Below are 12,409 nucleotides of genomic sequence, written 5' to 3'. Positions count from 1 at the left end.
TAATCTCCATTTGCATCAAACGATGGGACTGACGCTTACCCCATCAACATCCAGGTTGCCGGAACGGCGGCTACGAGTAGCAGACCGATCAATGCTATTTCCTGGCGTTTTAATACGTTATCGTGCGTGAGCGTTTTGCGGGCGTAAAGAAAAACAAGTAACCCTGGCGCATACAGCACAACAGACAGCAACAGGTGCATTGGGCCTGACGCATACAATAACCATAAGCCATAAATACATGCACCGATACCGACAGCCTGATGAATCGGACGGGTGGCGATTTTCAGCAGGAATGCGCCGACCAGGAAATAGGGCACCAGAATCATCTCTGAGGCAATAGTCAACAGCGTATTGTAGTCAGAACCTGTGAGCCAGATCAGAACCAGACAAACCTGTACGCAGATGTTGGTCAGCCACAGGGATGCTGATGGTGCTCCCTGCGCATTTTGTCGGGCAAATATACGCGGGAAGGCTTTGTGCGTGGATGCCAGGAAAGGCACTTCTGCAGCCATAATCGTCCAGCTTAAATAAGCACCGCAGACGGAGACAATCAGACCGGCGGCAATGATAATTTCGCCCCACGGTCCCATCATTTTGACCATCAAACCGGCCATCGACGGGTTGCGGATCTCGGCCAGTTCAGGACGGGCAACAACGCCAAGAGATAGCAGGGTAACTAACAGGTAAACACCCAATGCGGCGAGGACCGCCAGCAGCGTAGCGCGACCAACATCGCGTTTATTGCGCGCACGCGCAGAAACCACCACTGCACCTTCCACGCCAATGAACACCCATAGCGTGATGAGCATGGTATTTTTGACCTGCTCCCAAACGGGGACACCAAGCTTCACGCCGGTAAAATCAAGAGTAAAGGTATCGAGCTTAAACAGCATAAATGCCAATACGATAAACAATCCCAGCGGCAGTAATTTCGCCAGCGTAGCAACCAGATTGATGCTGGCTGCCGTTTGTACTCCACGCAGAACCAGAAAATGGACTACCCACAGCAGCACCGATGCCCCAACGATAGATTGCCAGGTATTGCCGTCGCCGAACAGACGCCATTCAGGAGTATCAGTGAAGAAGCTGAGCGCAGAAAAAACGATAACCAGATAGGAAACGTTAGCGATAACGGCGCACAGCCAGTATCCCCACGCAGAGCAGAAGCCAATCAGCTCACCGAAGCCTTCACGCGCATAGGTAAAAATACCGCCATCCAGGTCCGGGCGAATACGCGTCAGAATTAGCATAGCGAAAGCGAGCAGGAGGATCCCCGCGCCGGTGATCGCCCAACCAATCAGTAATGCCGCCGGGCTGGCTACTGCCGCCATGTTTTGTGGCAGACTGAAAACACCAGCGCCAAGCATTGAGCTTAAAACCAGCGCTGTTAGTGCGCTCAGACCCAATTTCTTTTCCATTTGTATCCAGTTACAAAAACGAGAGTGAGAGAATAATTATTTTGGCAAACCGCATAAAAATGGTGAAAGCCACTAAGGCGCGGGATTTTACGGAGAGAAGAGAGCGCATGCAATGGGGTTAGAGAGATTTGTGACTGATAGTGTGAAAAGTCGGCTTAATCGTGATGTTTGAGTCTGGCCTGATGGCATTCTGGCTGTGAATAATCTGGCCTACAGAGCTGTAGGCCAGATAAGACATTTATAACGTCATCGACATTATTTATACAGATCGGCGCTGATGGTCATGTTGTTACCACGTTCCTGCCACTGGCGGGTAATGTGGTAGTACTTAGCACCTTTCTTCGCGGCACGTTTAGCGACCTGATACGACACTTCAGTCATATTGCCGTAGTTACCGGTGAACTTGATGCTGTCGAATGGCACCATCATTGCGGCGGTTGCTTTGTTCAATTCTTCGACTTTGGTTCCATCCGGCAGAGTGACAGTGTAACGTCCGCCTTTGGTTGACTGGGTTTCGAAGAAGCGGCCCACTTCAGCACTCGGAGAAGCGGTTGTTGCTACGCCTGGGATCTCAACTTTCTTCGCTGCCTCGCCACCTGCAGCTAACGCTGCACGACCAGCATCAGAATCCGCAGGGATTGCATCAGGGCTTTGGACAATACGTTTTTTAGCATCGGCTTTATAGATAAACGCAGTAATACGCTGGTTGCCGCCCTGGTTGGCATCGACCTGACGAACGATATAGAAAGAGTAAGCCCCTTTTTCTTTCGCCGCTTTGGTGATGGCGTCGTTTACTTCAGGTTGGCTGCGGTAGAAACCCTGTACCGTAACGGTATCAAAAGGTTCCAGCAGAACGGCCTGATCTTTCGGTAATTCTATAACGCCATTGATCACGCGATTTTTGGAGACTTCCGCTTTTTCCGCGTCAGCTTTATAGACGTCGGCTACAACGCGCCAGTTACCACCACTGCCAAAATCTGAGGTATCAACAACATAAAAGGAGGCTGCACCGTCTTTATCTGCACGGCGGGACACGGCGGTAACCGCATCGCCAATAGCATTAAAACGGCCGGTAACCACAATGCGGTCATAGGGTTTCAGGGCAGCCGCTTGCTCCGGCGTCAATTCTGTCGCTGCATTTACAGAAAAAGCAGTCGCAGAAAGGAGTGCGGACGCCAGGAGAGTGTTCTTAAGCTTCATAAAAATAATCCTTCGCCTTGCGCAAACCAGGTACTGGTATTGTTATTGACTAGAAACGTGGCTGATTATTGCATTTAAATTGTGTCAGTGTCTGCGTCATTTTTCACTCATCGTGCCACGCAAAGTAACAACGGCGATAACATTTTGTGATATGTCCAAAAATTCGACGTTTGAGCGCTAAAACTAATGAAGCAGTTGAATTTCATAAGTTAATTTAATGTTAAGCAATTGTTTTATGGTGGCGCTTAATCATGTTTTGCCGCTTCGCTTGAGCGAATTATCGGCCTTTGTGGGCTATTTCAAGGGCATTATCCCTGTCTGAGGGGAAATTCATCCCTGTTTTGCGAATTTCATAATAAATACTGTTTTTTGGCGCTAGATCACAAGCGCTAATTTCAGTAGGTTATACAGAGTTTGTTACTGTTTTATTTTGTTGAGGTAACGCTTACCTCTTACGTGAGTGCGCAGATGCCTCTTGCGAACATTGATAAACCATCATCAAAAATACAGATGGAAGGGAACATTATGCGAATTGGCATACCAAGAGAACGGTTAACCAATGAAACCCGTGTTGCAGCAACGCCGAAGACGGTTGAGCAGTTACTGAAGCTGGGTTTTAGCGTCGCGGTTGAAAGCGGCGCGGGTCAACTGGCTAGTTTTGACGACAAGGCGTTTGTGCAAGCGGGCGCAGAAATTGTTGACGGGGATGCTGTCTGGCAGTCAGAGATTATCCTGAAGGTCAATGCACCGGAAGAATTCGAAATTCCGTTGCTGAATCCGGGAACTACGCTGGTCAGCTTTCTGTGGCCTGCACAAAATCCTGAGTTATTGCAAAAGCTCGCTGAGCGGAATGTAACGGTAATGGCAATGGACTCCGTGCCGCGAATTTCGCGCGCGCAGTCGCTTGATGCCCTAAGTTCAATGGCTAATATCGCCGGATATCGCGCCATTGTTGAAGCTGCGCATGAATTCGGTCGGTTCTTTACCGGGCAAATCACCGCTGCAGGTAAGGTTCCTCCTGCGAAGGTGATGGTTATCGGTGCCGGTGTTGCAGGTCTTGCAGCCATTGGTGCGGCAAATAGCCTGGGGGCGATTGTTCGCGCTTTTGATACACGTCCGGAAGTTAAAGAACAAGTTCAGAGTATGGGCGCTGAGTTCCTCGAACTGGATTTCAAAGAGGAAGCAGGCAGCGGCGATGGTTATGCCAAAGTAATGTCCGAAGCGTTTATTAAAGCCGAGATGGAGCTGTTTGCCGCTCAGGCGAAAGACGTTGACATTATCGTAACAACCGCGCTGATCCCGGGCAAACCGGCACCGAAACTGATCACCCGTGAAATGGTTGACTCCATGAAAGCGGGCAGCGTTATTGTCGATCTGGCCGCGCAAAACGGCGGTAACTGTGAGTACACCGTTGCCAATCAGGTGACCACTACCGAGAACGGAGTGAAGGTCATTGGTTATACCGATCTTCCGGGCCGTTTACCAACCCAGTCCTCCCAGTTGTACGGTACTAACCTCGTTAACCTGCTTAAACTGCTATGCAAAGAGAAAGACGGCAATATCACCGTTGATTTCGATGACGTGGTCGTGCGTGGTGTGACGGTAGTTCGCGAGGGTGAAATAACGTGGCCTGCACCGCCAATCCAGGTTTCCGCTCAGCCGCAGGCTGCGCCAAAAGCAGCGCCTGCACCAGTAGAAGAGAAGAAACCGGTATCGCCGTGGCGTAAGTATGCATTGATGGCACTGGTAGTTATTCTGTTTGGCTGGCTTGCCGATGTGGCGCCAAAAGAGTTCCTGGGGCACTTTACGGTGTTTGCGCTTTCCTGCGTGGTTGGTTACTACGTGGTGTGGAATGTGTCGCATGCGCTGCATACACCGCTGATGTCTGTGACTAACGCCATTTCAGGGATCATCGTTGTGGGCGCATTATTGCAAATTGGCCAGGGTGGCTGGGTGAGTTTCCTGAGCTTTATCGCGGTGCTTATTGCCAGCATTAATATTTTCGGTGGCTTCACCGTGACTCAGCGCATGCTGAAAATGTTCCGGAAAAACTAAGGGGTAACACATGTCTGGAGGATTAGTTACAGCTGCATACATTGTTGCCGCGATCCTGTTTATTTTCAGCCTGGCGGGACTTTCAAAACACGAAACATCCCAACAGGGGAATAACTTTGGTATCGCCGGGATGGCGATTGCGTTGATTGCGACGATTTTTGGCCCGGATACCGGCAACGTTGCATGGATCCTGGTGGCGATGATCATCGGCGGCGCGATTGGTATTCGTCTGGCGAAGAAAGTTGAGATGACCGAGATGCCGGAGCTGGTTGCGATTCTGCACAGCTTCGTAGGCCTGGCAGCGGTGCTGGTAGGCTTTAACAGCTACCTGTATCACGATACCGGTCTGGAACCGATTCTGGTGAATATTCACCTGACCGAAGTGTTCCTTGGCATCTTCATCGGTGCGGTGACCTTCACAGGTTCCATCGTGGCATTTGGCAAACTGCGCGGCAAGATCTCTTCTAAGCCGCTGATGCTGCCGAACCGTCATAAACTGAACCTTGCAGCGCTGGTTGTTTCGTTCCTGCTGTTGGTGGTATTTGTTCGTACCGAAAGCGTAGGGCTGCAGGTTCTGGCTCTGCTGGTGATGACCATTATTGCGCTGGCTTTCGGCTGGCATCTGGTGGCGTCTATCGGTGGGGCAGATATGCCGGTTGTGGTTTCAATGCTGAACTCCTATTCAGGATGGGCGGCAGCGGCAGCAGGCTTTATGTTAAGCAACGACCTGTTGATTGTAACCGGCGCGCTGGTTGGTTCTTCGGGTGCGATCCTGTCTTACATTATGTGTAAGGCGATGAACCGCTCGTTCATCAGCGTTATTGCCGGTGGTTTTGGTACCGATGGCTCTTCCGCTGGTGATGCCGAGGAAGCAGGTGAACATCGTGAAATTAATGCGGAAGATACGGCGGAAATGCTGAAAAACTCGCATTCGGTGATCATTACCCCAGGCTACGGTATGGCAGTGGCTCAGGCTCAATATCCGGTCGCTGAAATCACTGAGAAACTGCGTGCGCGCGGCATTAAGGTGCGTTTTGGTATTCACCCGGTAGCGGGGCGCCTGCCTGGTCATATGAACGTTCTGTTGGCGGAAGCCAAAGTGCCATATGACATCGTGCTGGAAATGGATGAGATCAATGATGATTTCGCCGATACCGATACCGTGCTGGTTATCGGTGCGAACGACACGGTGAACCCGGCGGCGCAGGACGATCCGCGCAGTCCAATTGCCGGTATGCCGGTGCTGGAAGTGTGGAAAGCGCAAAACGTTATCGTGTTCAAACGTTCAATGAATACCGGTTATGCTGGTGTGCAGAACCCGCTGTTCTTTAAAGATAACACCCATATGCTGTTTGGTGATGCCAAAGCCAGCGTGGACGCTATTCTGAAAGCGCTGTAATACATTAGCAAAAAATACGACGGCCTCTTCGGAGGCCGTTTTTGTATAAAGATCCCGTGCATTGGGTATGCCATTCTTCCGATGCCTGACCCGATGCGAAAAAACACTCTGGTACCGGCCATCTTGTATACGTCAAAACCGTGCAGAGCATCTCTATAGCGCTCTTTAACACAACTGCGATTTACGTTTTGTTGAGGTCGCTAAGCAGGACGGCAATGCTTTGACCGCCTTCAGTTTGCTCAAGCGCAATTTTAACGATGATGGTCAGCGGCACGGAAAGTAGCATACCCACCGGTCCGAGCAACCAACCCCAAAAGATTAACGACAGAAACACTACCAGTGTGGAGAGTCCCAGCCCGCGTCCCATAATGCGGGGTTCGAGGATATTGCCGAATACCAGATTAATCACCAGATAACCCGCCAGTACCACCAGCGCATCATAAAAACCACTAAATACCAGCACCTGAGCAATAGGTGGAATGGCCGCCAGTACTGAACCGATATTAGGAATATAGTTGAGCGCGAAGGCCAGTAAGCCCCAGACAAAGGCGAAGCGTACATCCAGCGCTGCAAGCATGCCCCAGGCAACCAGTCCGGTGACGATACTGATAGCCGTTTTTAGTACCAGGTAGTGCGAGACGCTGTCGATCGCTCGTTGAATTGCCGCCATTCCTTCAAGTGGTCGGCTCATCATCTGTTGCAGTTTACAGGGCAGTTGCGGTACTTCCAGCAGCATAAAAACAACCGTCAACAGCAGCAAAAAAATCGATGACATAGCATTGGAAAGTTGTGTCAGTAAATTGGTGACCAGCGTCATTGCAGCGTTGGGATCGATATATTTGACAAGCTCGTCCACGGAGACGCCGATCCCAGCGCGCTGTAGCCACGGCTCGATATTTTTCAGCGGGATAACCAACGATGAACGGTATTGTGGAAGCGTGCGCGCCAGTTCATTTAAGGATGTACCTAAATAAGCCAAAAGCAGCACCATTAGCATGACAATAATAACAATCAGCAATGACACTGCTACTACTCGAGGTATGCGAAGTTTTACCATGCGCCGAACCATCGGATTAAGTACCACCGCGATAAATAACGCCAGGATAAATGGCACGATGATATCGGCGGCGAAGCGAATGCCGGTAAGAATGATAACCAACATGCCCAGCATGATGACTAATTTTAGACCGTTAAGGGTGATGATCGGTTTCGCCATGTTTATTCCTGAATTTTTATTTTTGAAACTGTACCTGAAATAATAATGTGACTTGTGTCGAGCCGTCCTAACAAAAAGCAAACGAACCGGGTAAAGAAGTGAAAAGGTTTTGAGTTCGTAATGAACCTATGATACAAATCATCTGTGTTTAACTACCGAGGACAATTATCATCCGCGATGACGAGAAGCAACACTGCGGATAATTGTAATATTATGGACAATATGTTCAGGCTTTTTTTGCGTTTACCTACACTTCTTCGTACCTCCTCTACTTTCCTGCTTGCGGGTGAGCAACACTGGCGCAACGCGCTTTAGTCCCTTCTTCTGCCTGAGCTGGCGTTATGCGCTGAGCTATCTGATTCTATTTTTTGGTTTGCTGCATGCAGTAGGCCCAAAGGACTATATTCTCAAGCAGGAGAAGCATCATGTTTTACTGGATTTTATTAGGTCTGGCCATTGCGGCTGAAATTACCGGAACGCTTTCGATGAAATGGGCAAGCGTAGGCCATGGCAATACAGGCTTTATTTTAATGCTGGTAATGATCGCCTTATCGTATATTTTTCTCAGTTTTGCCGTTAAAAAAATAGCACTCGGCGTGGCCTATGCTTTGTGGGAAGGCATTGGTATTTTATTTATTACGTTGTTTAGCGTGCTGTTATTTGATGAAACCTTATCCACGATGAAGGTTGCCGGTCTGGTCTCGCTGGTGTTAGGCATTGTCCTGATCAAGTCGGGTACGCGTAAGCCGTCTAAAGCGAGGAGGGAGGTGACCCATGCAGCAGTTTGAGTGGGTTCACGGTGCATGGTTGGGTATGGCCATTGTTCTGGAAATCGTCGCTAACGTATTTTTGAAATTTTCTGATGGTTTTCGTCGCAAGGCGTATGGCGTACTGTCATTGGTTGCCGTATTGGCTGCCTTTAGTGCACTCTCTCAGGCGGTAAAGGGCATCGATCTTTCAGTTGCCTACGCTTTGTGGGGCGGATTTGGGATTGCCGCAACGCTGGCTGCAGGATGGGTGCTTTTTGGGCAGCGCCTGAATAATAAAGGCTGGATTGGCCTGGCATTACTCCTGGCCGGAATGATTATGATAAAACTTGCCTGATGTTAGTGCTGCCTGCAAACGCGGGCAGCACAATGTTAATCCTTTATCAAAGCGTTCAGCTTATCGCGAAATCCGGTAACGGAAATGGCACGATTATCGGCCCGCCAGCGATCTTTTGCCGCCGGAGCAGAGCTTTGCACGCCAATCAATTGCCAACCGGAATCGGTTTTCAACATCAGTGGAGAACCGCTGTCTCCCGGGAGCGTATCGCATTGATGTGACAACACGGTATTTTGCGCCCAGCCGGTAACAACGCAGTCCTGATGCGCATACAGGTCATCCAGGTGATCTTCGGGGTAGCCTGACTGAGTCACTTTGCGATCGGCGGTTTTCAACGCCGCAGTTAACTCAGTTTTATCGCCTTCAAATAAGGGAAGTGGTGTGATTCCGCTGGGAGGATAACGCAACACCACCAGACCAAAATCCCAGGGAGCCGCGGAAGGTGGCACTATCCAGCCGTCGCCATCCGCTTTTAAACGCTTGCCAAGTGAAGCATCAACCCGACCCTCAATACCGTGGATTTCATAGCGCCAGACGCCTTTTTTCGATACGAAGCGCAGCGCGACAGCTTTATCTGGTCTGCCTTTGGGTGGGGTCAATAAACAATGTCCGGCAGTCAGGGCCAGATGAGGTGAGATGAGCGTTGCTGTACACAGGTTACCGCTGGCGGTTTCCAGTTGTCCTATAGCGTCCCAGGGGGACTGTGTCGGATCAGTAATCTGTACGCGATCGTCATGCCCAAAAAATAGCGTTTTTATATCGTCAGCATCTTTGCTGGTCGTTGTGGGCTGATCCGCATGCGCAACGACAGGAAAAAAACAAATTGAACCCAGTAATACCGCAATGGTTTTATGCATATCACACTCTGGTGGGGAATTATGATTATTAACAGCAAACCCTCAGTTAATACTATAGACGGGACGGTGGGAAAGTGGGAGTAAAATCAGATAACTACACTCAGGAAAGATAAAAGTGCGTAGCAATTAGGGCGCAAATTATCAGTGTAATAAGAATGAACTCAAAGCGGTAATGTGACACCATTTTACCCTCCGAAAGGCGGCGCTAAATCAGGAAGACTTAGCGCCGTATGCGATGGCGTGGGGGACGCCATTGTTATTACTGATGTCTTATGCGGCCGGTTGAGCAGCAGGTTTAGCGGCTTCGTGTTTTACTGCTTTTTTGCTGTGTTTTTTCGCAGCCTGAGCTTTCTGCTCTGGTGCTTTTTGTTCTGCAGCAGGTTTAGTTGCCGCTTTTTTGGTATGTTTTTTCGCAGCCTGAGCTTTCTGCTCTGGTGCTTTTTGTTCTACAGCAGGTTTGGTTGCAGATTTTTTAGTGTGTTTTTTAGCGGCCTGAGCTTTCTGCTCAGCGGCTTTATGCTGTTTTTTATGATGCGTTGTTTTTGCCGGGGCTGCTTTTGTGGTCGCAGCAGCCGCCGGAGCGGTGGTAGCAGTTGTTTCAGCAGCAAAAGCAGCAGAAGACAGACCCATAGCAGCGGCAACAACCAGAGCTAATACTTTTTTCATTCTCATACCCTCGATTTGGTTTTTCATTCAACCCCACTGCGGGGCCGTTGAAATAACTATATCGCTGTAATCTCGAGGCTTCCGTGAGTCATTGGTATCGGCATGTAACGATATGTACAATGACTCACGGTAAGCGATTACAGATAACGGGCTTCCAGATGGGCGCGGAAATAGCGACTGCTGAGAGGTTCGCCGGTGGCCTGGATAATAAGCTGTTCGGTGGTATAACGGCTGCCATGTTGCCAGACATTCTGATGCAGCCAGTCAAACAGGGTGCCAAATTCACCTTGCGCAATGGCACTTTCTAAATCAGGCAATGCGCGGTTTGCCGCACTAAACAACTGTGCTGCATACATGGCGCCCAGCGTATAAGAAGGGAAATAGCCAAACCCACCGTCGGTCCAGTGGATATCCTGCATACAACCATTGCGATAATTGCCGATTGTTGAAAGTCCGAGCCATGCCTGCATTTTCTCATTCCACAACGCCGGGATATCATCAACTTCAATGTCGCCGTTAATCAACGCACGCTCAATTTCATAGCGCAGAATAACATGAGCGGGATAGCTGACCTCATCAGCATCCACGCGGATAAAGCCAGGCTTCACTTGTTGGTTCCAGGCGATGAAGTTTTGTTGTTCAAACGCAGGCTGATCGCCAAAATGCTTTTTAACCGCTGGAATTAGTCCCTTCAGAAATGCCTGACTGCGGCCAAGTTGCATTTCAAAGAACAGACTTTGGGATTCATGAATTGCGGTTGAACGAGCCAGTGCGATAGGTTGTCCGGCCCAGTTGCGCGGCAGATTTTGTTCATATCGGGCGTGACCGGTTTCATGGATGACGCCAAAAAGTGCGCTGAGCAATTCGTTTTCATCATAACGCGTGGTAATACGAACATCTTCCGGTACGCCGCCGCAGAATGGATGCGCACTAATGTCCAGTCGACCGGCCGTAAAGTCGAATCCCAGCCGAGTCATCGTTTCAAGGCCTAACTCGCGCTGGATTGCTGTTGGGAAGGGGCCAACCGGCGCGATGAGTGACTGTTGAGACTGTTTCGCCACTACCTTATTTAACAGATCCGGAAGCCAGCTTTTTAGGTCTGTGAAAAGTCCGTCCAGCCGCGCGCTGGTCATTTCTGGTTCAAATACATCCAGCAACGCATCGTAAGGCGTACATCCTTTGGCCTCGGCCCGCAGTTTGGCTTCTTCACGGCTATATTTAACAACGTCTTTCAGATTCTCAGCAAAACCTTCCCAGTCATTTGCCGGACGTTGACTGCGCCAGGCATGTTCACAGCGGCTACCCGCCAGCGATTTTGCTTCTACCAGCGATTCCGGCAGCAGCGCAGCCTGATGATGCAACCGCGACATCTCGCGCAGATTCGCCTGCTCTATATCGCTAAGATCCTCCTGCTCGGCGGCGGCAATCCATTTTGCCACATTAGGATCGGTTAAAAGTTGATGCTCAAGTACGCTCAGTTCTGCCAGAGCTTCGCCCCGGGCTTTGCTGCCGCCGGAAGGCATCATGGTAAACATATCCCAACTGGCGATAGCCGAGAGATGGGAGAAGCGAGAGAGCCGCTGGAAGGTGCGGGTGAGCTGTTGATAATTAGCAGTGTTACTCATTTTTTAGTTCTCGTTCTGATGGACCAGACTTGAGAGTCTAACGTGATTTTAGGCATTTACCCATTCATCACGGATGCGATGTAATTTTGGTAGGTTGTAAATGATAATGATACTTTTTATCATAAACAAAAATTATCTTTAGAACGACTGACATAACATTTTGTCAAGGAGAGGGTGTGCGACAGGAAGTAAGTAACGATTATATTGCCAGGACAAAGGCGGTATCTGGCTGCTTTTCGATGTTTTTGTTGATGTTTGGCATCACGTTCATCCCGCTATTCTTTTCTGAAAGCCAGACATTACAGGCGAAGGGTTTACTTTTTCCGCTGCTGTTTATCGCGGAGTTCGTCGTGCTGGTACCACTGTATTATTTCTTCTTTCGTCAAAGAAAAGGCTTAGGGAAAGGGAGCTTCAACATAAGATGGTTTGCTATTTTGTTCACGGCGCTTTTGGTGGTGCAGTTCGTCATGCCATGGGTGCTGGGTATCAGACAGAATGAAGAATGGGTTACAACTCAGGTGTCACTGAGCAGTTACGCGCTCTGGTTATCGAGTCTGACCCTGATATTTGTTGCGCCGATTTATGAAGAAATGGTGTTCAGAGGTTGCCTGTTCAACGCCTTTCAGTACTGGTTCAATGATAAAACATGGCTGACGTCGCTAGTGGTTTCGGCGATATTTGCGCTGATGCATACGCAGTATATGGACATGAGAACGCTACTGCTGCTGTTTATTGTTTCGCTGGTGTTGATCATTGCCAGAATAAAAAGCAACGGAATTCTGATGCCGATAGTGCTGCATATTCTGATGAATGGAACGGTTATTGGCCTGCAAATTGGAGCCCAGGCGATGCTGGCATCATCGTAGTCC

General features: G+C 49.5%; 13 protein-coding genes. 6 read left to right on the top strand and 7 right to left on the bottom strand.

Translation table 11 applies throughout. The annotated features are described in order from the left end of the window. Positions 1 to 35: 35 nt before the first annotated feature. Complete coding sequence (locus OH663_RS22795; RefSeq protein WP_045442628.1) at positions 36 to 1,418, bottom strand: amino acid permease; 1,383 nt, start codon at positions 1,416 to 1,418, stop codon at positions 36 to 38. A 255-nt stretch (positions 1,419 to 1,673) separates the two neighbouring features. Next, positions 1,674 to 2,618, bottom strand: coding sequence for a DUF1471 family protein YdgH (gene ydgH / locus OH663_RS22790; RefSeq protein ID WP_045442630.1), 945 nt, complete (start codon positions 2,616 to 2,618; stop codon positions 1,674 to 1,676). Positions 2,619 to 3,143: 525 nt separating this feature from the next. Between ydgH and pntA the strand changes: the two genes are divergently transcribed. Both pntA and pntB read left to right on the top strand, forming a co-directional pair. Further along, entirely contained in the window at positions 3,144 to 4,673 is a 1,530-nt protein-coding gene (gene pntA / locus OH663_RS22785) for a Re/Si-specific NAD(P)(+) transhydrogenase subunit alpha (protein WP_045449599.1), read from the top strand. A gap of 10 nt (positions 4,674 to 4,683) precedes the next feature. Then, the gene (gene pntB, locus OH663_RS22780; protein WP_048221498.1) at positions 4,684 to 6,072 is read left to right on the top strand and encodes a Re/Si-specific NAD(P)(+) transhydrogenase subunit beta; all 1,389 of its coding nucleotides are present in this window, start codon (positions 4,684 to 4,686) and stop codon (positions 6,070 to 6,072) included. A 181-nt stretch (positions 6,073 to 6,253) separates the two neighbouring features. Here pntB and OH663_RS22775 read toward each other — a convergent pair whose 3' ends face one another. Further along, the gene (locus OH663_RS22775) at positions 6,254 to 7,288 is read right to left on the bottom strand and encodes an AI-2E family transporter (RefSeq protein ID WP_045442636.1); all 1,035 of its coding nucleotides are present in this window, start codon (positions 7,286 to 7,288) and stop codon (positions 6,254 to 6,256) included. 144 nt (positions 7,289 to 7,432) lie between these two features. Between OH663_RS22775 and OH663_RS26155 the strand changes: the two genes are divergently transcribed. From OH663_RS26155 to mdtI, 3 genes are all read left to right on the top strand, one after another. After that, a complete protein-coding gene (locus tag OH663_RS26155; protein ID WP_136345589.1) occupies positions 7,433 to 7,603 on the top strand; it encodes a protein YdgV in 171 nt (56 codons plus the stop codon). A gap of 107 nt (positions 7,604 to 7,710) precedes the next feature. Next, positions 7,711 to 8,076 (top strand): multidrug/spermidine efflux SMR transporter subunit MdtJ, encoded by a 366-nt coding sequence (gene mdtJ / locus OH663_RS22770; RefSeq protein ID WP_190284577.1) that lies wholly within the window; start codon positions 7,711 to 7,713, stop codon positions 8,074 to 8,076. After that, on the top strand, positions 8,063 to 8,392 hold the full coding sequence (mdtI, locus tag OH663_RS22765) for a multidrug/spermidine efflux SMR transporter subunit MdtI (RefSeq protein ID WP_045442642.1): 330 nt from the start codon (positions 8,063 to 8,065) through the stop codon (positions 8,390 to 8,392). The genes mdtJ and mdtI overlap by 14 nt, the downstream gene beginning before the upstream one ends. A gap of 35 nt (positions 8,393 to 8,427) precedes the next feature. On the opposite strand, the gene OH663_RS22760 is transcribed toward mdtI, so the two are convergent. From OH663_RS22760 to OH663_RS22750, 4 genes are all read right to left on the bottom strand, one after another. Beyond that, a complete protein-coding gene (locus OH663_RS22760) occupies positions 8,428 to 9,249 on the bottom strand; it encodes a trypsin-like serine peptidase (protein ID WP_200013012.1) in 822 nt (273 codons plus the stop codon). Between the two features lie 100 nt (positions 9,250 to 9,349). Beyond that, complete coding sequence (gene ydgU / locus OH663_RS26150; protein ID WP_476579522.1) at positions 9,350 to 9,433, bottom strand: small membrane protein YdgU; 84 nt, start codon at positions 9,431 to 9,433, stop codon at positions 9,350 to 9,352. Between the two features lie 86 nt (positions 9,434 to 9,519). Further along, positions 9,520 to 9,915 carry an acid resistance repetitive basic protein Asr gene (gene asr / locus OH663_RS22755; RefSeq protein ID WP_048221496.1) on the bottom strand — a complete coding sequence of 132 codons (396 nt, stop codon included), beginning with the start codon at positions 9,913 to 9,915 and terminating at the stop codon, positions 9,520 to 9,522. 137 nt (positions 9,916 to 10,052) lie between these two features. Then, positions 10,053 to 11,540 (bottom strand): carboxypeptidase M32, encoded by a 1,488-nt coding sequence (locus OH663_RS22750; RefSeq protein ID WP_045442650.1) that lies wholly within the window; start codon positions 11,538 to 11,540, stop codon positions 10,053 to 10,055. Positions 11,541 to 11,779: 239 nt separating this feature from the next. On the opposite strand from OH663_RS22750, the gene OH663_RS22745 reads away from it, so the two are divergent. Further along, complete coding sequence (locus OH663_RS22745) at positions 11,780 to 12,406, top strand: CPBP family intramembrane glutamic endopeptidase (protein WP_404842380.1); 627 nt, start codon at positions 11,780 to 11,782, stop codon at positions 12,404 to 12,406. Positions 12,407 to 12,409 lie beyond the last annotated feature (3 nt).

Source organism: Citrobacter sp. Marseille-Q5395 (assembly GCF_947057495.1).
Taxonomy (GTDB): Bacteria; Pseudomonadota; Gammaproteobacteria; order Enterobacterales; family Enterobacteriaceae; genus Citrobacter; species Citrobacter murliniae.
Note: the sequence above shows the minus strand (reverse complement) of the source record. Positions and strands in the feature narration are given on the sequence as shown.

Excerpts from the sequence above, each read along its gene's own strand:
- ydgU (WP_476579522.1), bottom strand. The coding sequence starts at position 9,433 with ATGGTGTCACATTACCGCTTTGAGTTCATTCTTATTACACTGATAATT.
- ydgH (WP_045442630.1), bottom strand. The coding sequence starts at position 2,618 with ATGAAGCTTAAGAACACTCTCCTGGCGTCCGCACTCCTTTCTGCGACT.
- pntA (WP_045449599.1), top strand. The coding sequence starts at position 3,144 with ATGCGAATTGGCATACCAAGAGAACGGTTAACCAATGAAACCCGTGTT.
- asr (WP_048221496.1), bottom strand. The coding sequence starts at position 9,915 with ATGAAAAAAGTATTAGCTCTGGTTGTTGCCGCTGCTATGGGTCTGTCT.
- pntB (WP_048221498.1), top strand. The coding sequence starts at position 4,684 with ATGTCTGGAGGATTAGTTACAGCTGCATACATTGTTGCCGCGATCCTG.
- OH663_RS22795 (WP_045442628.1), bottom strand. The coding sequence starts at position 1,418 with ATGGAAAAGAAATTGGGTCTGAGCGCACTAACAGCGCTGGTTTTAAGC.
- OH663_RS22745 (WP_404842380.1), top strand. The coding sequence starts at position 11,780 with ATGTTTTTGTTGATGTTTGGCATCACGTTCATCCCGCTATTCTTTTCT.
- OH663_RS22775 (WP_045442636.1), bottom strand. The coding sequence starts at position 7,288 with ATGGCGAAACCGATCATCACCCTTAACGGTCTAAAATTAGTCATCATG.
- mdtI (WP_045442642.1), top strand. The coding sequence starts at position 8,063 with ATGCAGCAGTTTGAGTGGGTTCACGGTGCATGGTTGGGTATGGCCATT.
- OH663_RS22760 (WP_200013012.1), bottom strand. The coding sequence starts at position 9,249 with ATGCATAAAACCATTGCGGTATTACTGGGTTCAATTTGTTTTTTTCCT.
- OH663_RS22750 (WP_045442650.1), bottom strand. The coding sequence starts at position 11,540 with ATGAGTAACACTGCTAATTATCAACAGCTCACCCGCACCTTCCAGCGG.